The organism is Streptomyces sp. Root1310 (assembly GCF_001426425.1).
Classification (GTDB): domain Bacteria; phylum Actinomycetota; class Actinomycetes; order Streptomycetales; family Streptomycetaceae; genus Streptomyces.
Genome location: NZ_LMEQ01000032.1, coordinates 192802 through 215967 on the forward strand (window position 1 = coordinate 192802; position 23166 = coordinate 215967).

Genomic DNA, 23166 nt, shown 5'->3' on the forward strand with positions numbered 1-23166 from the left:
ACGAACCGACAAGGTTTCATTGTCCCCATTGTCCCTCTGCGAGCAGCCGTCGGCCTGGAAGAAACGAGGCCCTGGCGTTCTCGATGGAGTGCAGAGGTACGGCTTCATCGGGTGCACCGGTCGGTCAGCCCGAAAGCCCACAGGTTTGCCTGCCGTGCCGACGGGCCATGCCGGGGCAGCTGATCGTGGCCGCCTGTTCCGTCCCGGAGAGAAGGGACGTGCTGCACGCCGTGACGCTCGTTTGACGCTCTGGCCTCCCGCAGGCGGCACAGCGAGCGGAGAAATGGCCTCTGACCTGGCCTTTTCCGAGACCCGTTCAAGCCGACATCTTTCCGATGACGCATCACGTGGAGTGCGTGGCGATTCTGGAGCCGGTGGCGAAGGGGGCCTGAGCTGCGGCTTTGCGCTCTGCGGCGTGGAAGCTGTCGCCTGCCTTTCCGTCGGACTCACGGGTCGCCCCCGCATGTACCCGGCCGGCCCTCGCCCGTCGGCCATCCGGCGAGCGCGCCGCAACCGCCAGGGGCTGACCTGTGGCGGTGATCCACCGAATCCGCCCGCGCCGGTGGGGCCGGAACTGACTTGAGGACCGGTCACGGCGGAAATCCGACCTGGGTTCGGTGCGCGCGCTCGTGCGAGGTGCGGGTGCCGACGTCCTCGATCGGTGCCGGTGGGTCGGCTCTTTGCCGCGGATCCACCACGAAAGGCGCCCATCGCGTGCGAAAATCCCACCCGGTTGATCATCACTGCGGAGAGTGCGTGCCGCTCACCGCACCGGGGGAGGGGGAGCCTCACATGGCCCTGTCGGCGTCGAGCCCGAAGTGGCCCGTCCTTCCCGACTACTCCCACGACTGGGCGCTGGTGGACGTGGAGACCTCCGGGCTGAGGCCCGGCCGGGACCGTGTGCTCTCGCTCGCGATCCTCACGCTGGACGCCCACGGCAACCGGACAGGGGAGTTCTCCACCCTCCTCAACCCGGGCTGCGACCCCGGCCCTGTGCACATCCACGGCCTCACTCCCGCCCGTCTCGCCGGCGCCCCCACCTTCGGCGAAGTAGCGCCGCAAGTGGGCGCGCTGCTCGGCAGCCGCGTCCTGGTCGCCCACAACGCGCAGTTCGACTACGACTTCCTGGCCCACGAGTTCGCCCACGTCCGCTCCTGGGTCCCGGTCAGCAGACGGCTGTGCACACTGGCCCTCAACCGCCTCGTCGGGCCCGCGACGCCCGATCTCAAGCTGGGTACCCTCGCCGTGCACTACGGCGTGCGCCAGGAGAAGGCCCATGACGCGCAGGACGACGTACGGGTGCTCTCCGGCATCCTGCGCGGCTCACTGGGCGCCGCCGAACGACTGGGCCTGTCCCTGCCGCTCCTGGAGTGCCCACCCCGCCAGGACTACAAGCCGTATGTCCCCAAGACGCCGTGCGCGTATCGCAATCCGGGTCGTCCGGAGTCGGGCGGGGCGCTGGTCCAGGGCATGAAGGTCGCCATCACGGGTGACACCCACGTCGCCCGTGAGGAACTGGTCGCCCGCTCGGTGGCGGCCGGGCTGAACATGATGACCTCGGTCAGCGGTCAGACCAGCGTCGTCGTCACGAACGACCCGGGTGCCGCCTCCGGGAAGCTGCGCCGCGCCGCGGACGAGGGTGTCCCCGTGGTGGACGAGTCGACTTACCTGCGGCTGCTCGAGAGTGTGCAGCCCGGCCGGGCCAAGGGCGCCGCCCGGCAGCGTCGCGCGACGAAGACGCCCGCGAGCACGACCACCGCACCCTCCGGGCCGACGCCGCACGTCCCGGTCCAGCGCACCGCCACGCCGGCCGCGTCCACCGGCACGGCGGATCTGCCGCTCGCCGGACGCAGGGTCCTGGTCCTGGGCGGCACGCACGACGAGGCTGCCGGGGCGCGCGCTCGTGCTGTCGCCCTCGGTGCCTCCGCGGCGGTCAACCTCTCGGCCGACGTGTCCGACGTCGTCGTACTCCCCGGCGGCGAGGCGGACCGGCGCATGGGCCGCATCACCTCCCTCGGGCTCCGCGTCCACGACGCCGACTGGCTTCTCGCACCCACATCCGCGCCGGCACAGAGCACGGCCGGGAACCAACCGGACACGGCCGAGGTACTGGTGCGAGGTGCCGTCATCGACCTGCCCGACGCCGGCACGGCCTGGACGGTGGCCGCTGCGTGGCGTCAGCAGACCGCCTGCGACGTGGACGTCGTCGCTTTCGCGGTCGACGCGCAGGAACTGGTGGCAGGGGACGAGGACTTCGTCTTCTACGGCGCCCCCGAGCACCCGGACGGCACCGTGCGGCTCGCCACGGACGGCCCGACGGAGCAGGCCGTCACCGCGGACCTGGAGCGCCTGCCCCTGGAGATCCACAGGATCGTCATCGCCGCCGCCATCGACGGTGCCGCGACCTTCTCCGACGTCGGAGCCATCGAGATCACGGCCACCTGCGGGATCGGCGCGGCCCCGACCGCACGGGCCACCCTCGATGCCGCCACTAGCGAGCGCACCATGATCCTCGCCGAGCTCTACCGCCGGGGAGCGGGCTGGCGGCTGCGTGCCGTCGGGCAGGGCTATGACCATGGCCTGGCCCCCCTTGCCCGGGGCTACGGCGTCGACGTCGCCGGATGACCGAGGAGCGCCCGATTCCGGTGTGCTGCCTTTCGGCGGGACGTGACGCCCGTTTGATGCTCCGGGCGCCCCGAGGCGATGGTGAGACTGCTCCTCCCGGAACGCTGCACTTCGAGTGGATAAATATCTGCGCCCGCGAAGCGAGAGTTTCACGGACCCTGCAGTGAGGGTTTTTGCCGCGACGGGGGGAGCGGAATTATGTAGCGTGCATGGGTCGTTTCGGCGTGCTACTGTCGATCCAAGTTGCAGTTGTGGTTCCCGAAACTCCAAGTGCCCTCACCGACATTTCTACGGTGGGAGCGCTTTTGTATTTCCGGTCGTTTCCGGCGGGGTAATCATCGCGGCGACACGGTGTTCGCACGGTGCGGATTCCGATGTACTGCCCCAAAGGAGATATGACATGGCTACTGGTACCGTGAAGTGGTTCAACGCGGAAAAGGGCTTCGGCTTCATCGAGCAGGACGGTGGCGGCGCCGATGTGTTCGCCCACTACTCGAACATCGCCGCGCAGGGCTTCCGTGAGCTGCTCGAAGGCCAGAAGGTGACCTTCGACATCGCGCAGGGCCAGAAGGGCCCGACGGCCGAGAACATCGTTCCGGCCTGACGCCCGCCCACCATCTGCAGCTGGGGCTCGCATCCTTCGGGGTGCGGGCCCCAGCTGTACGCGTTTCCCGCACCGGTCTCACCCGCGGGACGACCCGGAGAAATCCGCAGCTCCACCACACGTGGCTCCTCGCTCGGAGATGCGGACGCATCCCGACCAGCCGCACCGACCTCGACGCCCCGGATCTCACGTCCCCAGCGCGTCGATCATCTATGTCAGCAGCTGTGCACCCCGGATATTTCGGCCCCTCGAATCTGCTTTCTCTTGCCATCGGTCCATACCCGCGATTCTCCACGTCGCTCACTTCCGCGGGAATTCCATCGTTACCCGTTCCCGTAGTCCTCCACCAGTGTGGCGATCAGGGCGAGCAGCGCGTCCGCGCGGTGGCGGTCCTCGGGTTGGTTGCGCAGGGACTCGTAGGCGGTGCGGAGCCGGGCCAGGGCGGAGGGGTCGCCGTCGACCACGTCGTCGTTCAGCGGCGTGGTGATCAGGTCCAGGCATTCGGTGAGCAGGCGGCGGGTGGCGGGTGCGGGCGGGTCGGGGTCGGGGGCGGCGAATCCAGAGGTCAAGTACCGGACCGGGTCGGTCAGGCTCCAGCCGACGACCGCGCCCTGCTGGACGAGGAGCGCCACGTCGGGGGCGATGCCGATACGGGCTTCCAGAGGCTCGTCGAGGACGTCGAGGTCGCGCAGACAGGTCAGCACGGTATCGCCGGGGGCGCGGCACAGCACCGTGCACATCTCGTGCCGGAAGTTCTTGACCTCGTCCGCGCGGAGCCCGCCCGGGCGTACCGCGGGCGTGGCGGGAAGGCGGGCGCGGTCCTCGGCCGTCGCGGACTCTTCCGGCATCTGGAACTCAGCCCCGACCAGCTGTCGGCCGGTCGGGTCGAAGCGGAGGATGTCGGGGTCGTCCCACAGCCAGTCCTGGCTGCCGAACGTGTCCGCGAGGAACTTCTCCCGTTCCACCCTGTCGGCATAGGGGGAAACGATCACAAAGGTGCCCAGAAGCCGGGGGGCGAGGGGGAGCGGGTCGTCCGTCACGGTCGCGTACCAGTCGCCGTCGAACTTCAGTTTCGTCGTCATCACTGCCTCATCTGATTCGCACTGCCGGAGGCTGGAAGCCGTCCTTGGCGGGAATCCTGCCTGTCACGATGGCCTCGTCGGTCACCGGCGCACCAGGGTCCGTGGGTTTGCCGCCGAGGGCCTCGGCTCCGGAGCCGCCCTTGATGCCCGACGGCCCGTACGCCGTGATGGCCTGGCCCTGGGTGTTGCCGGGCCCGTCGACCACGACGATGTCGTCGCCCTGCCGGAAGGTGAATGTCCCGGCCTGGCCCGTCGAGTGGTACACGGCGTCCGGGTTCTTGAGGATCTCGATGACCCGTTCGTCGCTGAAGGCGTGCCGGGTGTCGCCGTGGTAGTCGAAACGCTTCTTGAACTCTGCGTTGTTCGCCCTGTCGACGACGCCGTCCACGATCTTGTCGATCCGCTTCTGGGCCCGCTCCTCCTTCGTGTACTTGGGCATGAGGCCCAGCGGGTCGCACCCGCTGTGCGGGTTGTCCACGTACGCGAGCGGGTTCGGGCCGGGAGCCAGACCGAGAGGGTCCGGCGAGGTGTAGCGGCCGGTCTCGGGGTCGTAGTGGCGGAAGCAGTTGTAGTGGAGGCCGGTCTCGGGGTCGTAGTACTGGCCAGGGAAGCGGAGAGGCGTGTAGGCACTGCTGTCCCGGGACCACGCCGTGGTGCCCCAGAGCGTGCTCCGGGTGCGCCAGGCGATGCCGCCCGTCTCGTCGATGAGTTCGGTCGGTGTGCCGACGAGGTCCGTGGCGATGGCGAAGAACCGCCGGTCGACCTCCTCCTGGCGGTCGTCGGCCGTGAGGATCCGCTCGGTCTGGGCCAGGGGGACGACATCACGGTGGTCCCAGGTGAGGGCGACCGTGTTCGGCGCGTCCGGCCGGTGGCTCGTCTGTTCGCACAGGGTCAGGCCGTCCCAGGTGAAGCGGACCTCCTCGACCACGCTCTCACCGTCGGCCGACAGGCGCTGTTTCGCGGTGCGGCGGCCGAGCGGGTCGTGGCGGTACCTCCACCGGGTCCCGTCGGGGGTCGTGACGGAGGTGAGGCGGTTCTCCGTGTCCCACGTGTAGCGCCAGATGTCCGGCTTGCGGGAGAGGCGGGTCTTCTGCCGCAGGACGACCCGGCCCAGGGCGTCGTACTCGAAGCGGACGTCCCCGGCGCGGGTGAGGGTGGTGCCCGTGTAGGCGCGCGAGCCGGTGGCCTCGTGGCCGGGGTGGCCGGAGGGCCAGGACGCCGAGGTCTGGTTGCCGGCGTCGTCGTAGGCGTACCGCTCCGTCCATCCCTCGGCGTGGACGGCGGTCACGCGGCCCACCCGGTCCAGATCGAAGCTGCGGGAGCCCGACAGCCGGTCCACGACCGAGGTCAGCCGGCCATCGGCGCGGTAGGAATAGGCGCGGCTGTTGACGTCGCGGCCCTCGGCGGTGATCTGCTGCGTGGACAGCCGTCCGGCTTCGTCCCAGGCGGAGGTCATGGTGATCGCGTCGTCGAAGACGCGGGCGACCTCCCGGCCGGCGGCGTCGTGCGTGAAGTCGATTCCGTGACCGCCGCTGGTCAGGCGGTGGGGTAGTCCGTCGGCGCCGTAGGAGTACGAGGTGACGTGACCGGTGGGCGTGGTGCGGCGCGTGCGGCGGCCCAGCACGTCGTAGGCGTACAGGACGGCCCGGCCGTCGACGAGTTCCGCCTTGGTGAGTCCGCGACGGTCGTACCGGTAGCGCAGTTCACCGTCCGGTCCGGCCGCCTCCAGCAGGCGCCCGGCCCGGTCGTAGGCGTAGCTCGTCACCCGGCCGTCGACGTCCTTGGCGACCACCCGACCGAGTTGGTCGCGCTCGAACGAGACGGTCCCGCCGAGCGCGTCGACGCGGGCGGCCAGCCGGCCCGCGGCGTCCGTCCGGTAGGTGAGGGTGCGGCCGTCGAAGTCCGTCTCGGAGACGATGTTGTCGGCCGCGTCGTACTCGTAGGTCCAGGCCAGCCCCTGCGGGTTCGTGACGCGGGTGAGGCGCAGCGCGGCGTCGTGCTCGAACTCGTAACGCGCGCCGTCGGGTCGCGTACGGGCGGCCGGCAGGTCGAAATGGGTGTACTCGAAGCGGGTGACGCCACCGGACGGGTCGGTGCGGGTGAGCAGGTTGCCCTCGCCGTCGTGGGTCCACGACTCGGTGGAGCCGTCGGGACCGGTGCGCCGGGCGAGTTGCCCGTCGGCGTCCCACTCCAGGCGGGTGACGCCGCCCACCGGATCGGTGACGCGGATCGGCCTGCCGAGGGCGTCCCGCTCCGTGCGGGTGAGGGCGCCGACCGGGTCGGTCACCTCCACGGGCAGCCCCGCCGCGTCACACACCACGTGCGTCGTGGATCCGAGAGGGTCCGTGATCGAGGTGAGCCGGCCGGTGTGGTCGTACGTGTAGCGGGTGGTGGCCCCGGCCTGGTCGGTGACCGCCGTGCGGTTGCCGCGCTCGTCGTACGCGTGGACCATACGTGTGCCGTCGGGGCCGATGACCTCTACCGGCAGGCCGAACGGCCCGCGCACCGTGCGCAGTTCGCTGCCGTCGGGGCGGACGGCGGAGACGACCCGGCCCTCCTCGTCGTAGGCGAAGGCGGTGGTGAGGCCCAGCGGGTCGGTGCGGGCCACGAGGTTGCCGCTCGTGTCGTGGTGGAACCGCGTGGTGTGGCCGAGCGGGTCGGTGGTGGCCAGGACGCGGCAGCCGGGCCCGATCAGATGCCGGGTGACCCGGCCGTCGGCCGTGGTCAGGACCGTCGTGCGGTGACCGGTCTCGGCGTCCGGTTCGGTGTAGGACAGGGTGATCTGGACGTGGCCCGCCTCGCCGCCCTCCGCCACGACGCGGTCGCGGTCGTCGTAGACGTAGTCGTAGCGGCTTCCGTTGGAGTCGATCCAGGCGATGACGCGGCGGCGGTCGTCGTAGACGAAGGTGGTGACGGCACCCGACGGCTTGGTGACCGTGGTGAGGTCGCCGTCCTCGTAGCCGTAGGCCATGAGCGGCAGGTCCGCGCCGTTCTCGCCCCCGCCGGCCAGGGACAGGCCGGTGACCAGGCCGTCGGCGACGGACAGGTTCACCCGGTGACCCGCCGAGTGGACCAGGGCCAGCGGCAGCCCGTCCTCGCCGCGGTCGACTTCGACGGCGTGGCCGTTGCGTTCGGTGATGCCCGACAGCCAGGCCACGCCGTCGCCTCCCGGGTCGCCGCCGGACGGGGCGGTGAAGTGGAAGACCAGGCCGCTGTCGGGGGCGCTGATCGTGTAGCCGCCGTCCGTGTCGCGGGCCAGCAGCGTGCGGGCCCGGCCCGTCCGCGGCCGGGTGGGCGAGCCCGGGACCGGGTGCGGGTACGGCACCAGAAGTCCCTCGGCGGTGACGTGGAGGACACCGATCGCGTCGATCTCCAGACGCTCGTCGACCGTGGACGTCCACGCGGGCCCCAGGAAGCGGCCGACCGTGCAGCCCGACTCGGTGCGGCGGGTGAAGAGCAGCGGCAGGATGCCGGGGATCTCGAGGTCGGTCTGGGGCAGGAACATCCGCCCCGAGGCGAGGTCCACCGGGTCCGTGCCTTCGGCCGGGCGCTCCCCGTCCGGTCGGCTGTGGGTCCCGTCCGGGGCGTCGTCGATCAGGCGGCGCAGCCGCGCGGCGTCGGCGGCCTCCTCGGCGATCCGTACGCCCTTCACCCCGGCGCCGCCGCCCCCGGTGGCCACGGTCAGCGCGAGGTCGGGCAGCAAGCGGCCGAAGCCTTCGGCCGGGTCCTTCATGAAGTCGCTGATCATCTGTTTGCCGGTGCCGACCGGGTCGTTGGCGGCCACCACCAGGCCGGCGGCCAGGCTGTTGAGGGACGTGGCGTACTCGGCCGGGTGCGTGATGTTGTACGGGTCCATCGGGTTCACGCTGCGAACGAAGTTGAGCAGCCCGGCCGTGCCCTTGATGACACCGCCGCCGACGTGGTCCCCCATGATCTGCAGCTCCTGGACGCCGTCGCCCAGTTGTTCGGCGTACGACGGCTTCTTCGGCGCCAGGTCACGTGCGGCCCGTACCGCGGAACGCGCGGTCTCCGCGGCCGAGTTCCGCTGCTTGCGGGCGTCGGCGAGGAGGTCCTGGGCATCCTGCAGCAGTTTCTTGCCGGGGTCGTCGAACGTCGCCGCGGGCCTGGGCGGCAGCGAGGCCGGGTCGCGCTTGTCGGCGGGCTGGGCGTTGTAGCGGTCGACGGCGCTGTTGTAGTCGTCGACCTTCTTGCGGTGGGCGTCGGCCGCGTCCTCCGAGGCCTTGACGCCGTCCTTCCACTTGTCGATCGCCGTCTGGGCCTGTCCCTGGGCCCAGGTGACGGTGCCGGCGAACGCCTCCAGCGCGGCGGCCGCCTTCTCGACCGCGTCGGAACCGGTGAACCACTTGGGCGGTTGGGTGCTCACCGCGGTCCGCACGGCCTCGGCCGTCTCGCCCTTGAGCCGGGAGGAGTCCAGGCCCTTGAGGCCCTCGCCCGCGTTGTCGAAGGCCGCCTGGAAAGCCCGGAGTTTCCCGGCGGTGGAGCGGATCTTGTCCGCGCTGCCGTAGATCAGCTTGGTCTTGTCCTCGGTCTGCCCGAGGTCCATCTCGTCGACCTCGGCGCCCAACCGGTTGGCGACCGAACGGGACTGCTCGCGCACCCAGTCCGCACCGGACTCCCAGCCGACGTCCTCCAGCCGGTCGGCGGTCCATTCGCCCGCGTCCTCGACCCGGTTGCCCACCCATTCGACGCCGTCCTCGACCGCGTCCTCCACCGAGTCGGGCGTGATGTCACTGATGAAGTCGCCGATGCCCACCGTCAGTTCCCCCCGGACTCACCCTGCTGCGGCTCCTGCGGCTCCTGCTGCTCCTGTTGGGCGCGTTCCTCCGGCGAAGGGCCGAAGGTGTCGTCCAGCGCCTGGTTCCACTGGTCGTCGGAGATGCCCAGAGCGTCGTTGAGCACCTGCGACTGCTGACCGCCGTGGCCCTCGGTGAGGACGGTGCGACCGGTGTCCTTCCAGGTCTGCTCCATGTCCTGACCGGCCTTGTCGAACGACTCGGCGCTCCAGTCCGGGTTCAGGTAGTCCGGTGTGAACACATCGCCCCAGTCCTGCTGGGCGATCTCCTCCTCGCTCGCGTGCGGATTGCCGCCCATCAGGGAGTTGACGCCCACCTTCAGCGTGCCCGCCACGTACTGGTCGTGCTCCCACTGCGTGCCCGCCGCCAGGCCGAGGAGGTTCGCGATCGCGCTGGCGTCACTCACCAGGGCACGGACACCCCACTCCCAGCGCTCGCAGAAGTCCTCGAAGTCGACCGACAGACCGTGGTGCCCGGCCTCCATCCCGGTCATCGCCAGCTCCGAGAAGCCCTTTCCCATCACCGAGCCGGTGGCGCCGCCGAGTTCACCCAGCTCGTCGATGGTCGCGCCCACGCCCTGGGTGAACTTGGCGACGGCCTCCTTGCCGAGCCGCAGGTCCGTTCCGTCGTCGCTCATGACCGCGGCCCCTGTCCCGCCGCACCGGCGTCGACGGCGACCGCGTCCGGCACGATGCCGACGACCGGCGGGAAGAACATCGACCCGTCCTCGGTGGCGATGTCGACGGCGAGACCGGCGGGCTCGCCCAGGGCGGGCACGATCTCGTCGACGATGCGCGCGCCCAGCAGCGCCGCGTAGTCCGTGGGCTGGTCACCGCGCGCGTGGCGCAGGGCGAACCGGGCCAGCGCGGCCTCGTCGGTGAACCCGCAGATCCACCGCACGCCGCCCGAACGCACCGACCAGAGGCCTCCGTCGGCCATCGGCACCAGGAGGACCGAGCGCCGCATCTCGCCGACCAGAGCACGCGGGTCGTCGCCTCCGCCTCTGCGCTCGGCGATGCGTTCGGCGAGTGCCGCCTTCGGCTGCTGCACGGTTCCTCCCCGATCCCAGGTGACTGTTGGCACCGTAGAGCAGGACGCGCGCGGAGAGGCGGGCGGTTCTGGTGACGGGCGGTCCTGGGGCGGCGTTCCTGGCCGGGCTGGTCGTCGGGCAGTTGCTGATCGGGCCGTGGTGCGCCGGGTGCCGGAGTCGCTGCCGCCCGAGCGGCGTCGGAGCGGCGGGTTCGTGAACACGTTCCGCGCCATGGGAACGCTGCTCGGCCGCCGGGCGTTCATGCGATACGTCCTGGTCGTCGCCTTCGTCGCGGCGGCCCTGTTCACCTACATCAGCGGTTCCAGCTTCGTCTTCGAGAACCTCCACGGCGTCTCCTCGACGACGTACTCCCTCATCTTCGCCACCAACGCGGTCGGCATGCTGCTCGCCGGTACGGTCTTCTCCCGGCTCGCCGGGCGGGGCGTGCGGCTGAACACCCTGCTCACGGCCGGGGTCGGTGTGGTGCTGATGGGCTCGCTGGGGCAGGTTCTGCTGGTCCTGTCCGTGGGGGAGAGCCTCCTGGGCACGTGGGTCACGTTGTTCGTGACCGCGAGCGGCATCGGGCTGGTCTTTCCGGGCGGCATGAGCATCGGACAGGCGGTGGGGCGGATGGCGCCGGGAGCTGCGTCCGCGCTGCTCGGCGGACTCCAGTTCCTCTTCGGAGCACTGGCCTCGCCGCTGGTGGGGGTGTTCGGGGAGGACAGCTCCCTGCCGATGGCCCTCATCATGCTGGCCGCCGCCGCGGGGGCGGGACTCGCCCTGGTCGGGCTGGCCCGGCCGTGGCAGGGGCACGGGAACCGGCCGCCTCGGTCTGACGCGGCTGTCGGTCCGGCACGGCTGTCGGTCTGATGCTGCCGTCGGTGTGACCTTGCCGTCGGGCCGGTGCTGCTCCCGGCGAGGCGTTGCCCTCGTTTCGAGGCGCAGCCGGGTGCTGGCCGGGGCGCGCCCGGGTCGCGGCCGGGGTGAAACCCTGGTCGCATCCGAGTCGCCCCCGCGGCGAAGATCGGCCACAATGGGCGCCCGTCATCCGTTCGTCCGCACCGAACCACCCGAGGTTTCCCGTGACCCACTCCGTGGCCCGCGAGCCGCAGCGGCGTAATTCGCGGTCCAACCGGGCGCGCATTCTGGCCACGGCCCGGCAGGAGCTCGGCCGGAACCCGGACGTCACGCTGGAGGAGATCGCGCGGGCCTCCGGCGTCGTACGACGGACGCTCTTCGGCCACTTTCCCGGACGGGCGGCGCTGTTGGAGGCACTCGCGGAGGAGGCGTCCGAGGCGTTGCGCGGCGCACTGGCGGTCGCGACGGCCCCGCAGGAGCCGGCCGAGCGGGCGCTCGCGCACTTCGTGCACACGATCTGGCCGGTGGGCGACCGCTACCGGCTGCTCCTCGCGCTGGCCCGGCGTGACCTGGGCGACGAGCGTGTCGCCGAGATCCTCTCCCCGGCCCGCGACGAGGTCACCAACATCCTGGCGCGCGGGCAGCGTGACGGTGTCTTCCACACGCAGCTGCCGCCCGCCGTGCTGAGCGCGGGGCTCGAGGCGATGCAGGTCGCGCTGCTGGAGGAGGTCAACACCGGGGCGCTGGAGGACGACGGGACCCGGACGGCCGTCGTGACGCTCGTCGCGGCCGGGGTGCCGGAGGAACGGGCCCGGGCCGTGGTCGGCGAGGTCGTGTCGGCGGCGGCAGCGGCGGCAGTTTCGGCAGCAGCAGCGGGTGCTGAGCCGGGGGCCTGAGTCGTTCGGGTCGCCGTAATTCCCGGGTTCCCGGGTTCCCCGGTTGCTCAGATACCGGGTTCCCTCTCCTCTCGGTGGTGCATGCCGTCTGCCGTCTGCCGTCTTCTGCTTCTGCCTTCTGCGTTCACAGGTCCTGGGCCGACTGTGCTCCGTCCGGTCGGAAGGTGACCGACCTGCCCGTGAACCGGGCGTCGAGGCCGGTGGCGGTGGTGGTCACGGAGCGCAGGGTCAGGCCGTCGGGGATGTTCCGCAGCTGGATCGGTTGTGCGAAGAGCTGGTCGAGCACCGCTTCACCGGCCGCGGGCAGCGGCCCGCCATCCACCTGGAAGTCGTCGAAGGCGATCCGGTTGCCGGACGCCGCCGAGACGGTCGTGGTCACCGTGACCTGCCCTCCGCCGAGAGGCAGCGGGATGTCCGCGCTGATCCGGCCCGGACCCTCGCCCTGGGACACCTCCAGGCCGAGGGCCTCGGACACGTCCGGGTAGGACAGACGGGCGGTCGCCGCCGCCGAACGGGCCCGCGCCTCGCTGCCGTCGTCGGACCTGGTCAGCCCGTCCAGCCGTAGGTCGAGTTCGGACAGCGGCAGCGGGCGGGCCGACCCGTCGGCGGGGATGTCATGGGCGGTGATGTCCACCCGTCGCAGGGTGCCGGAGGCCACTTGCGTCAGGACGGGGAACCCGCGCACGTGGACCTCGGGTGGCGCCGGGGTGCCCATGCCTTCCTGGAACGCCTCCGCCGTTCGTGACTCCACCCGTGCCGTCACGAGCCGGTCGACCGTCACGGGGACCAGGATCAGCGTGAGCAGGGCGGCAAGGGCGATGGTCGTGGCGGCCGGTCGCCGCCTGCGTCGGGTGCGGGGTGCTTCGGTCGTGTCGTAGGACGCGCCGGTCTCGTACGTGGACTGGTACATCAACTCTCCTTCATGAAGGGCGGCTACGAGACCGGCGTACGAGGCCGATGGGTGAAGTCCGATGGGTGAGCCCCATGTGAGCCCGATGAGCGCACGAAAGCGGTCGTTCATCGTGCACGAGGTGAGGACGGAGCGAGCCGGGGCACTCGTGGCGTCGGCGATCCCGGTGAGGCGGGTGATCCCGGCATCGGGGTCGCGGCTCGGTCCCGTCGGGCGCTGCTCGGTCCCGTAGGCCGTCTCCCTGACGCGGGCGTTGGGGGCGGGCAGATCGGGGGTGGGGTGTGGGGAGGCATGGCACCGCCGTTCGCGCGGGGCGGTCGGCCGGTCACTTCGCCTCCTCGGGCTGGGAGCTCGGTGCTCGGGGCAGCAGGGCATCGGAATATTTGCACACTGATGGGCAATAAACTAGTCTGCACATCGATGGGCAATTAACTCGTTCTCTTAGGAGCCCCCCATGCCCTTCCCCGTCAATACGCCCGTCGAGAAGATGACCGGGCCCTACGCCAAGCGCTGGTCGGCGCTGATCGTGCTCTGTCTGAGCCTGTTGATCGTGGTCATGGCGAACACCTCGCTGATCGTGGCCGCGCCGGACATGACCACGGACCTGGGCCTGAGCAGCAGTGACCTTCAGTGGGTCATCGACGGCTACACGGTCCCGTATGCGGCGCTGATGCTGGTGCTGGGGTCGATCGGCGACAAGTACAGCCGTCGCGGCGCGCTCGTCACCGGGCTGTTGGTCTTCGCGGGCGGTTCGGTGATGGGTAGCCTCGTGGACCGGACCGAGCTGGTCATCACGGCCCGCGCGATCATGGGAGTCGGTGCCGCGGTCGTCATGCCGGCCACGCTGTCACTGCTGGTCGCGATCTTCCCGCGGCGTGAGCGGGCCAAGGCCATCACGGCCTGGACGGCCACCTCGGGGCTGGCCATAGCCGTCGGTCCGCTGGTCGCGGGCTGGCTGCTCCAGGGTCATGCCTGGGGCTCGACGTTCCTGATCAACGTCCCCATCGCGGTCGTCGCCGTCGTCGGCGCGCTCGCGCTGGTCCCGCCGTCCAAGGCGGCGGGCATGGGCCGGATCGACTACGTCGGTGGACTGCTGTCGATCGTCTCCGTCGGCTCGCTGGTGTACGCGACCATCGAGGGTCCGCACTTCGGCTGGGGCACCGGCCCGATCGCCGCGGCCGTGGTCGCCGGGGTCGGTCTGGTGGGGTTCGTGGCCTGGGAGCTGCGTCATCCGCATCCGATGCTGGACGTCCGCAAGTTCCGGCTGCGGCCCTTCAGCGGGTCGATGCTGGCGGTGCTGTTCTTCTTCTTCGGCACCTTCGGCGCGATCTACTACTCCACCCAGTTCCTCCAGTTCGTGCTGGACTACGACGCGCTGGAGACCGGTGTACGACTGCTGCCGCTGGCCGGTGCGGTCTTCGTCGGCGCCGCGGTGACCGGGCGGCTGACCCCGAAGCTGGGGGTCCGGGCGATGGTCGTGTCCGGCATGGCGATCGGCACGGCGGGTGTCTTCCTGCTCGCCGGGGTCGACACGGGCTCGACGTACGCGGACTTCCTCGCGCCGATGATGATGCTGGGCTTCGCGATCGGCCTGAGCGTGTCCCCGGCCACCGACACGATCATGGGTTCGTTCCCGGAGAGTGAGCTCGGTGTCGGCGGCGGCGCCAACGACACCGCGCTGGAGCTGGGGGGTTCGCTCGGCATCGCGATCCTGGGCTCGCTCCTCGGCACCGCGTACCGCGACGAACTGACCGACCTGGTCGGTGGCAACCTTCCGGGCGCAGCGCTGGAGACCGCCAAGGACTCCGTGGGCGGTGGCCTGGCGGTCGCCGAGCAGGTCGCGAAGGACCCCGCCGGCGGGGCGCAGCAGGCGCAGGCCCTGATCGAGGCGGTGCACGAGGCTTTCGCGCACGGTGTCGCCCAGACCAGCCTGGTCGGCGGGATCATCATGGCCGCCGGCACGATGATCGTCTTCGCGGTCCTGCCCGGCCGTAAGGCCTCGGCGGACGCGGAGCGGGTGGAGCGGTCTGAGGGCTCTGAGGGGTCTGAGCGGTCGGAGGAGGCCGCGTCCGCGGAGGAGTACTCCGACGCTTCCCGTTAGGGCGACCCGCCTCGTCGCCCCGCTGCCCGCTCGCCCCGCCCTGCCGTGGTGTTCCTCGGAACCCGCCGGTGGGGCGTCCGGCGTCCGGACATCAGTCGGAGCCGGAGATCAGTCGGAGACGGACATCAGTCGGAGACGATGGAGTGCTGCGGCTCGGCCTCCGGCTCCGGCTCCGGTTTCGGCTCCAGCTCCGCCTCCGGTTCCGGTTCCGGCTTCGGCTTCGGCTCTGGAGTCGGCTCCAGAGCTGTGACCGTAGTCGTCGCCGTCGCCGTGGCCGTGGCCGTCTTCGGTATCAGCCCGCTCATCGCGGCGCACTGCTCGGGACCCATGACATGGGCCAGCGCCCCCGTCACCGTCTCGGCCAGGGCGCCTGACGCCTCCCGGAGCATGCTCCGGGCCTTGTCGGTGAGGGCCACCTCCACGCCGCGCTTGTCGCCGCAGACCGACTTGCGGGTCACGAGACCGGCGTGCTGAAGACAGGCGATCTGGTAGGTCAGCCGTGTCTTGGGCCGCCCCAGCAGCTCCGCGATACGGGTCATGCGGAGGCCTTCCCGGGAATGCTCCGCCAGCAGGCACAGGACCAGGAACTCGTCGTGCGAGACGTCGAGCCGCTCCTTGACCACCGAGCGCAGCCGCTGTTCAACCGCTCCGGTCGCGGCCAGCAGGATCATCCAGCCGCGCAGTTCGGTCGGCAGGAGGCCGGCGCCCTGTGCGGACGGGCATGAGGGCAGGTCGGTGGGGTGCTCAGAGGGGTCTGCCATAGCTACGAGTGTATCTGTGGTCCAAATTTGCACGACCAGGTTGTTCAGGTTTGGATTACCGGCTACCGTGAGCCGTCCCAGCTTCATCCAAATTTGGATTATCAAGGAGAACGGCCATGACCGTCGCCGTGGAAACCGGACTGTGGCAGCTCGACACGGGCGCCTCCACCGTCGCCCTGAGGCACAAGTCGATGTGGGGCCTGGTCGCTGCCAAGGGAGTCTTCGCCATCGTCAGCGGCGGTGGTGAGGTGGCCGCCGACGGAACCGTCACCGGAACCCTGGTCCTGGACGCGGCCTCCATCGACACCAAGAACGCCAAGCGGGACACCCACCTGCGCAGCGCGGACTTCTTCGACGTCGAGAAGTACCCCGAGATCACCTACGCGGTGCGCGCGGCCGAACTCGGCGCCGACGGGGCCGTGAAGGTGTCCGGCCGGCTGACGGTGCGCGGCATCAGCCGACCGCACGACTTCACCGCTCGCCTGAGCCGGGCGGACGGCGACGCGGTCACCCTGGACGCCACATTCACCGTGGACCGGAACGAGTTCGGGATCACCCTGAACCAGCTCGGCATGATGGGCGGCCTGACAACGATCACCACCACGCTCCGCTTCACGCGCGCGGTCGCCTGAGACGGCGCGGCATCCGAGGTTCCTGGTGACCATCCGCTACCACTCCCTGCCCTGTCGGCGGCGGCGCGGCGGGCCGATGTGACCCGCATGCACACAGGGGGCGTCGTCCCGTCACGGCGGATGCCGTACGCGCCGGGGACCGGCACGGCGCGGGGCGGGACGGCGCGGGCCGGGGCGGATCGGTAACCGCCGGACCGAGCGCCGCACGAACAGCGACGCCGACAGCACGAACAGCGACGCCGACAGCACGAACAGCGACGCCGACAGCACGGACAGCGCCGGTACCGCCGCTGTCGCGCTACCCGCTTGCGCATATTGTGAGCCCCTCACCCCTGTCCGGCGGACGCCGCAGGATCTCGGTTTCGGTGGGTGTTACTTGCGCTGTTTCTGCCGGGCAACCGGTTTCACAACGCCTATCGGGGCTGGTGGGCGGGGTGTGCCTGGACGTGAGGATTCCGGTGCGGCCAAGGTGGGAGGCCGTTGCGCGGCAGCCGAGACGGTGGCGGACCGTGTCGCTGTTGGGCTGAACGGGTGACTTGGCGTAAGAATGGCTGGTGCAGGCATTGAAGGCGAGTCAGTTCGGGGGGTGCCGGTGAACCGTTACGACGTCACCGATGAACAGTGGGAAGGGCTCGCTCAGGTTGTTCCGCTGCGGGGCCGGGACGCGTGGCCGTCGGCGGTGAGCCACCGCTCGCTCCCCGACGCGGAGACGGAGACCCGCCGCCGTTTCGTCGTGCTGCGGGTCAACGTCTTCGCTGACGCCCGCGAGGTCGCCGAGACGCTGATGGCGGGCATCCCTGTGCTGCTCGACCTGACAGGCGCGGAGACCGACACCGCCAAGCGCGTCCTGGACTTCTCCACGGGAGTCGTCTTCGGCCTGGCCAGCGGCATGCACCGGGTCGATCGCAACGTCTTCCTGCTGACCCCGCCGGGCACCGAGGTCAGCGGGATCATGGAAGGGGCGGGGGTTCCCGGAGTCTGAGCGGTCCGTGGGCGTCGAGCGGCCGCACTGAGCGCGCTGCTCGACGCCCCCCGGACACGTCGGCTCGCCAGCCGCGTCACCCCCATCGCTTGTCGCACTCCGCGACGGTCCCCTGAGTCCTCTCAGCCCTCTGAGTCCCCCTGCGTCGCCGGGACCGCTTCAGTCGCAGGAGTCGTACCGCGGTCCCTTGGAGCTTCCGGGGCTTCCGGGGCCTCTGGGTTGTTCGGATCCTCAACTCGGCGGGGTCGGCGGGGTCGGCAGGGTCGGCGGGGATCGGTGGGCAATGTGGTCGGCGTGGTCGTCGGTTCTGCGTGGTCGTCGGGTCGCTCGATCGTAGGAAGCTTTTCGGGGCGGAACGGTTCGTCTGGTGGCGGAGTCCTACGGTCCGGATATGCCCTCGCCGTTTGCGTCCTCCTCCGCCTCCTCCACGCCCTTACCTCCCCCGGCCTTGCCTCCACGGGCGTCCGACGAGCCGTCGCCCGGGGACGTCGCCCGTACCGTGCCCGCCCAGGCGCCGTCCTTTGCCGAGCGACATGATCCGTCCCCCACGCCGGGTCTTCGTGCGGCGTCCGCCCAGGCGCGGTACGTCCGGCCCTGTGTCACCGAACTGCGGCTCTCCGCCTTCGCGGGGCATCGCCGGGCCCGTTTTCCGCTGGGGCCGGTCACGCTGTTCGTCGGGGCGAGCGGGAGTGGCAAGAGCAGCGCGCTGCGGGCTTACGAGGCGTTGGCCCGGCTGGGGGGCGGGGCCCCGCTGGGCGAGGTGTTCGCCGACCCGGCCGCGTGTGTGCCGCAGGGGTCGCGGCCCGATGGCCAGCGCCGTCGGGGGTTCCGTATCGGTTGCACGGCCGACGGACCCGGCGGCCCGGTTCTGCTCGACGTCGCCGTGCAGGCCGAACCCGAGCTGCGCATCGTCGGGGAACGGCTGAGCGCGGCGGGCGTCGTGCTGCTGGAGACGGCGCTGCGCGATCCCGGGCGCCGCACGGTACAGGCGGCCTGGCACACCGGCGGCTCCGCACCGGTGACGCGCGCCCCCCTGCCTGACGACCGGCTCGGCACCGCACTGCTGCCGCTGCGCGTGGCCGGCAAGACCGACGGACAGCGGCAGGTGCTGGCCGCCGCGGAACAGATGGTCGTCGCCCTGCGGTCCGTCTTCGCCTGCGATCCGCAGCCGGACTGGATGGGGGTACCCGTCCCTACCGGCTCAGGCAGGCTGCTCGCCGGCTGCGACAACCTCGCCGACGTCCTCTGGCGCACCCGCGAGGAGTGCGGACGGCGGCACGCGCAACTGGTGGCCGCGCTGTCCGCCGGATCCACGGGACCGGTCGTGGACCTGCGCGCCGAGCCGTTGGCCGACGGCACGGTCCGCGCACTGGTGCACCGCGCGGACGGCAGCCGCACGGAGCTCGCCCGGCTGGGCTACGGCGAACTGCGGTACGTCGCCCTCGCGCTGGTGCTGCTCACCGGACCGGGCGTCCTCGACGTGGACCCGGCCGGCGAGGTTCCCGCCGCGATGCAGACCCTCACCCTGCTCGCGGACGGCCTCGACCGCGGCCTCGACGTACGCCAGCGAGCCGAACTGCTGCGGCTGGCGGTGCGGATGGCCGAGCGGGGGCACATCCGCTGCGTCGGCGCCGTCGGCGACGGGTACGGGGCCGCCCGGACCGAGGGAGTGACGGTGGTACACCTGGGTCCGTGACAGAACAACACCTCGACGTGGCGAAGCTCCAGCGCAGACTTGCCGAGTTCGCGGCCGCGCGGAACTGGCAGCCCTTCCACACCCCCAAGAACCTCGTCTCCGCGCTCAGCGTGGAGGCGTCGGAACTGGTCGAGATCTTCCAGTGGTTGACGCCGGAGGAGTCGGCGAACGTCATGGAGGACCCGGAGACCGCCCACCGGGTGACGGACGAAGTCGCCGACGTGCTCGCCTATCTGCTCCAGCTCTGCGAAGTGCTCGGTGTCGATCCGCTGGCGGCGCTGAACGCGAAGATCGACCGCAACGAGCACAGGTTCCCGGCGCCGTAGCGTCGGCGCGACTGCCACCGGGTGCGACCCGGCGGCGACTCCGGCAGTGACGTGGTGGCTCAGCGGCGGCTTCGTGGCGGCTTCGTGGCGGCTTCCAGACGGCTTCGTGGCGGCTTCGGGGCAGCTTCGTGGCGGCACCTCGGAGGTGAGCCGAACAGTCCGTTTTCACTCTCCGCAGTCAGTCGGCGGACCGAAATCGATTTGTTGTCCACAGATTTCGGTCTTCCTCTGGCTTTTCGCCCCACAGACCCTCACTCTGGGTAGTGGACTGGTGGACACGGGTGTTCGGGCGGACGTGCGGGCAGCACGTCGGGCAGACGGGGGCAGCGCATGGATGCGGTGCGGCTCATCCTGACGAGCAGGAGCGCGCTCGCGGGCAGCGGCGAGGGAGCAAGGATCTTTGAGGAGGTGTGGCAGGCGCAGGCCCTGGCGCAGGCGATCGGCAGTCGCCTCGCCGTCTCCGGCCCGCCCGAACTGCGCGGCGAGGCACTGGGACTGACCGAGCTGGCGGGCAGAGGCTGCGGTGTGCTGGGCGCGCCGGACCTCGATCCCGGGGACCTGCTCGCCGCCCGGCTCACCGAACTGGACGACGCCCGTCGGGCGCTGCTCGACCTGAGCGGCCTGCTGGGCGAGGTCGGCATCGCCCTGGTCGGCCTCGCCAGCTCGGCGGACGACCAGGGCACGTACTGGAAGTGCATGGAGGCCATCGACGCGGCGGACGAGTCCAGGGACCGGGTCCTGGAGATGCTGCGCAAGCTGGCGGCGAGAGAGGAACGGGAGGAGAGAGAGGGCGCGTTGCCGGAGAGGTGAGGAAAGCCGGCCTGTCCGGCGCCCGGCGCTCGGTGCCGGTGCTCGGCGCCCGGTGCTCGGCGTCCGAGTCTCGACGCCTGGAACCTGGCGCCCGGTGCCCGGTGCCCGAAGCCCGGTGCCCGGTGCCCGGTGCCCGAGGGTCAACGCCCGGTGCCTGGTGCCCGAGGGGCGGCGCCCGAAGCTCGGCGTCCGAGGCTTGGCGCCCGGCGCAGGTGCAGAGATGCCAGAGAGGGTCGCAAGGGGCGGGTTGGGGGGTGGGGGGAGGGGAGGGGGGGAAGCGGGTGGAGAGGCTCAGCCCGCCGTGCCACCCTCTTCCCTCGGCCCCCGCCGCGTACCCCCGGCCGACTGGAAATCCGCATCCAGTGCGGAAAGATCCGCGTTGAGTGCCGCCATGAGCTCCTCCATCTGCTGCAGCAGTCCTTTCGGCTGGGCTGCCGCGGGGCCCCCGCCCTGCTGCGGCACGGTCTCTTCGGACATGACGGCCTCCTCGGCCCTGGCCCCCTAGCGAGGAGGGCCTATGCGGGTGACGTCCCGGCGCTGACCGGCCGGGCGCGGGCGCCGGGCGGTCCGGCTCCGCCCGCCCAACGATCACCCGAGGGGCGGGTCACTGGCCCGGGCAACCCCCCACGCACGGCACGAGCGATTTTCACCCGACCGGGGACGGCCGGGGGAGACGGGACCGGTGGGGTTGACGGGAAGGCCGGAGTGCAGGATGGAGGTATGGATCTGCGTATCTTCACCGAGCCCCAGCAGGGGGCGACCTACGACACCCTCCTCGCCGTGGCGAAGGCAACCGAGGACCTTGGGTTCGACGCCTTTTTCCGGTCCGACCACTATCTGAAGATGGGCGACGTGAGCGGCCTCCCGGGCCCCACGGACGCCTGGATCACCCTCGCCGGACTTGCCCGCGAGACCAAGCGCATCCGCCTCGGCACGCTGATGACCGCCGGCACGTTCCGGCTGCCCGGTGTCCTCGCCATCCAGGTCGCGCAGGTGGACCAGATGTCCGGCGGGCGGGTCGAACTGGGCCTGGGCGCGGGCTGGTTCGAGGAGGAGCACACGGCGTACGGGATCCCCTTCCCGAAAGAGAAGATCGGCAGGCTTGAGGAGCAGCTGGAGATCGTCACGGGCCTGTGGGCGACGGAGCCCGGCAAGACGTACGACTTCCACGGCACGTACTACGACCTCACCGGCTCGCCCGCGCTGCCCAAGCCCGCGCAGGCGAGGATCCCGGTGCTGATCGGCGGCACCGGCGCGACCCGCACGCCGCGGCTGGCCGCCCGCTTCGCCGACGAGTTCAACATGCCGTTCGGTTCGGTCGAGGACAGTGAGCGCCAGTTCGGACGGGTGCGGGCCGCCGCGCAGGAGGCGGGCCGCGCAGCCGACGCGATCACCTTCTCCAACGCCCTCGTCGTCTGCGTCGGCAAGGACGACCAGGAGCTCGCCCGGCGCGCCGCCGCGATCGGCCGTGAGGTCGACGAGCTGAAGGCCAACGGGCTGGCCGGTTCTCCCGCCGAGGTCGTCGACAAGATCGGCCGTTACGCCGAGGCCGGATCCCGGCGGTTCTACCTCCAGGTCCTCGACCTGCACGACCTGGATCACCTGGAGCTGATCTCCGCGCAGGTGCAGGCACAGCTGAACTAGTGCGGCGATCGGGGTCGTGAACGGCGGCGCTTCCGGCCGGGCTTGGACATCGTTGTCTCCGTTATCTCCGTTATCTCCGTTGTCTTCGTTGTCCGTTGTCGCGATTGTCCGGACGGCCGGGACGTGCCGCCGATCATCTGTGACACGGCTGTGACCGGAGGTATGGCTTCCGTCACAGTCGGCATGGCCGCGCCTTGATGAGGTGGCCGGATGCGCAGACCCCTCCCCCTTCTCCCGGCCCTCGCCGCCGTGTTGCTCCTCGCGGCGTGCGGGTCGGAACAGGCCGGCACCCGGAACGGCGGAGTCGGCGCGAGCGACTCGACGCCGCGGACGCAGGTCATCCAGCCCGCGGTGGACGGGGTCCGGATCACCTCGGTGACCCTTCCCTCCGCCTCGGCCTCCGCCGGCCCCAGCGCATCGGACGGCGGCCCCGTCAAGGCCGAGCGCCTCCCGACCGGGCTCGCCGCCGGTTCCGGCGTCTCGGCCGCGTACGAGGTCACCAACTCCGGTACCGAAGAGCTGACGTACACCGTCCGTTTCGACTTCACGACGAGCGCGGGCGAGACCATGGGCAACGAGCGGGTGACCGTGCGCTCGGTGGGGGCAGGCCGGACGGTACGGGGCACGGTACGACAGGGCCCGCTCGTTCTGGGAGCGTCGCAGGTGACGACGGTGAAGGTGGGTGAGGTGACGAAGGTCCCGGCGGACGAGGCTCCGACCGAGCCCGGGGTCTGCCCCGCCTCCGGGATCCGCGTCTCCGCCGACGAGGGCGACGCCGCGATGGGACTGCGCGTCGTGGGACTCATCCTGGAGAACTGCGGCGATCGGGACTACACGGTGGACGGCTACCCGCAGGTGACCCTCCTGGACGAGGACCACGAGCCGATCGACGGCGTCAAGATCTTCCAGGGCAGCGGCGGCATCTCCACCGTCACCGGGTTCGACGACCCGCCCCGGCCCGTCACCCTGAAGCCCGGCGAACGCGCGAACGCCGGCCTGATGTGGCGCAACACCACCGGCTTCGGCACCGCGGTCGACGTCCCGTACGTCCGGGTGCGTGCCGAGTCCGACGCCGAGCCGGTGATGGTGACCCCCCACCTGGACCTAGGCACCACCGGAAAGCTGGGCGTCAGCCCGTGGCGAAGGCCACCGGAGTAGCAGACGGACGGAATGGCAGACGGACGGAATGGCAGACGGACGGAGTAGCGGACGGGCGGTATGACGCACGGACGAATCGACGGAGTCACATAAGGGCGGACGTCCCGCCGGTCCCGCCGGTCCCACCGGTCCCGCCGGTCCCGCCGGTCCCGCCGGTCCCGCCGGTCCCACCGGTCCCACCGGTCCCACCGGTCCTGCCGGTCCCACCCGTCCCCCTGGTCCCGCCGGTCCCGCCCG

General features: G+C 71.0%; 18 protein-coding genes and 1 pseudogene. 12 read left to right on the forward strand and 7 right to left on the reverse strand.

From position 1 onward, the window contains the following. Positions 1-792: 792 nt before the first annotated feature. Together ASD48_RS34140 and ASD48_RS34145 are read left to right on the forward strand one after the other, a co-directional pair. Entirely contained in the window at positions 793-2625 is a 1833-nt protein-coding gene (locus ASD48_RS34140) for a TerD family protein (RefSeq protein ID WP_057605741.1), read from the forward strand. Between the two features lie 400 nt (positions 2626-3025). Beyond that, positions 3026-3229 (forward strand): cold-shock protein, encoded by a 204-nt coding sequence (locus tag ASD48_RS34145; RefSeq protein WP_006136369.1) that lies wholly within the window; start codon positions 3026-3028, stop codon positions 3227-3229. 323 nt (positions 3230-3552) lie between these two features. On the opposite strand, the gene ASD48_RS34150 is transcribed toward ASD48_RS34145, so the two are convergent. The 4 genes from ASD48_RS34150 to ASD48_RS34165 are packed head-to-tail and all read right to left on the reverse strand — an operon-like array spanning position 3553 to position 10175. Beyond that, positions 3553-4311, reverse strand: a complete 759-nt coding sequence (locus ASD48_RS34150) for a hypothetical protein (protein WP_057605742.1) — start codon at positions 4309-4311, stop codon at positions 3553-3555. A gap of 7 nt (positions 4312-4318) precedes the next feature. Next, positions 4319-9085, reverse strand: a complete 4767-nt coding sequence (locus tag ASD48_RS34155) for a putative T7SS-secreted protein (RefSeq protein WP_057605743.1) — start codon at positions 9083-9085, stop codon at positions 4319-4321. Between the two features lie 2 nt (positions 9086-9087). Then, positions 9088-9762, reverse strand: a complete 675-nt coding sequence (locus tag ASD48_RS34160; protein WP_057605744.1) for a hypothetical protein — start codon at positions 9760-9762, stop codon at positions 9088-9090. Next, on the reverse strand, positions 9759-10175 hold the full coding sequence (locus ASD48_RS34165; RefSeq protein WP_199876103.1) for a hypothetical protein: 417 nt from the start codon (positions 10173-10175) through the stop codon (positions 9759-9761). The genes ASD48_RS34160 and ASD48_RS34165 overlap by 4 nt, the downstream gene beginning before the upstream one ends. A 211-nt stretch (positions 10176-10386) precedes the next feature. On the opposite strand from ASD48_RS34165, the gene ASD48_RS34170 reads away from it, so the two are divergent. Both ASD48_RS34170 and ASD48_RS34175 read left to right on the forward strand, forming a co-directional pair. Further along, on the forward strand, positions 10387-11025 hold the full coding sequence (locus ASD48_RS34170; RefSeq protein ID WP_242432816.1) for a hypothetical protein: 639 nt from the start codon (positions 10387-10389) through the stop codon (positions 11023-11025). 212 nt (positions 11026-11237) lie between these two features. After that, a complete protein-coding gene (locus tag ASD48_RS34175; protein WP_057605745.1) occupies positions 11238-11909 on the forward strand; it encodes a TetR family transcriptional regulator in 672 nt (223 codons plus the stop codon). Between the two features lie 124 nt (positions 11910-12033). On the opposite strand, the gene ASD48_RS34180 is transcribed toward ASD48_RS34175, so the two are convergent. Next, on the reverse strand, positions 12034-12819 hold the full coding sequence (locus ASD48_RS34180; protein ID WP_057605746.1) for a DUF2993 domain-containing protein: 786 nt from the start codon (positions 12817-12819) through the stop codon (positions 12034-12036). Positions 12820-13273: 454 nt separating this feature from the next. On the opposite strand from ASD48_RS34180, the gene ASD48_RS34185 reads away from it, so the two are divergent. Continuing rightward, positions 13274-14920, forward strand: coding sequence for an MFS transporter (locus tag ASD48_RS34185; RefSeq protein ID WP_057605747.1), 1647 nt, complete (start codon positions 13274-13276; stop codon positions 14918-14920). 287 nt (positions 14921-15207) lie between these two features. On the opposite strand, the pseudogene ASD48_RS34190 reads toward ASD48_RS34185, so the two are convergent. Further along, positions 15208-15681 (reverse strand): annotated as a pseudogene (locus ASD48_RS34190) (winged helix DNA-binding protein); the annotation flags it as partial. Between the two features lie 116 nt (positions 15682-15797). Between ASD48_RS34190 and ASD48_RS34195 the strand changes: the two are divergent. The 5 genes from ASD48_RS34195 to ASD48_RS34215 all read left to right on the forward strand — a co-directional run bounded on the left by ASD48_RS34195 (position 15798) and on the right by ASD48_RS34215 (position 20127). Continuing rightward, positions 15798-16313: a YceI family protein gene (locus tag ASD48_RS34195; RefSeq protein WP_057605748.1), complete on the forward strand. Its 516-nt coding sequence runs from the start codon at positions 15798-15800 to the stop codon at positions 16311-16313. Between the two features lie 592 nt (positions 16314-16905). Further along, a complete protein-coding gene (locus ASD48_RS34200) occupies positions 16906-17295 on the forward strand; it encodes a cell division protein SepF (RefSeq protein WP_028806047.1) in 390 nt (129 codons plus the stop codon). 391 nt (positions 17296-17686) lie between these two features. After that, on the forward strand, positions 17687-18991 hold the full coding sequence (locus tag ASD48_RS34205; RefSeq protein ID WP_199876105.1) for an ATP-binding protein: 1305 nt from the start codon (positions 17687-17689) through the stop codon (positions 18989-18991). Next, positions 18988-19317 (forward strand): nucleotide pyrophosphohydrolase, encoded by a 330-nt coding sequence (locus ASD48_RS34210; RefSeq protein WP_057605750.1) that lies wholly within the window; start codon positions 18988-18990, stop codon positions 19315-19317. The genes ASD48_RS34205 and ASD48_RS34210 overlap by 4 nt, the downstream gene beginning before the upstream one ends. A gap of 330 nt (positions 19318-19647) precedes the next feature. Then, positions 19648-20127 (forward strand): DUF6099 family protein, encoded by a 480-nt coding sequence (locus tag ASD48_RS34215; RefSeq protein ID WP_079074146.1) that lies wholly within the window; start codon positions 19648-19650, stop codon positions 20125-20127. Between the two features lie 291 nt (positions 20128-20418). On the opposite strand, the gene ASD48_RS34220 is transcribed toward ASD48_RS34215, so the two are convergent. Then, positions 20419-20604: a hypothetical protein gene (locus tag ASD48_RS34220; protein WP_057605752.1), complete on the reverse strand. Its 186-nt coding sequence runs from the start codon at positions 20602-20604 to the stop codon at positions 20419-20421. A gap of 243 nt (positions 20605-20847) precedes the next feature. Here ASD48_RS34220 and ASD48_RS34225 point away from each other — a divergent pair, with 243 nt between their 5' ends. Both ASD48_RS34225 and ASD48_RS34230 read left to right on the forward strand, forming a co-directional pair. Further along, positions 20848-21771 carry an LLM class F420-dependent oxidoreductase gene (locus ASD48_RS34225; protein WP_057605753.1) on the forward strand — a complete coding sequence of 308 codons (924 nt, stop codon included), beginning with the start codon at positions 20848-20850 and terminating at the stop codon, positions 21769-21771. 210 nt (positions 21772-21981) lie between these two features. After that, a complete protein-coding gene (locus ASD48_RS34230; protein ID WP_057605754.1) occupies positions 21982-22929 on the forward strand; it encodes a DUF4232 domain-containing protein in 948 nt (315 codons plus the stop codon). Positions 22930-23166 lie beyond the last annotated feature (237 nt).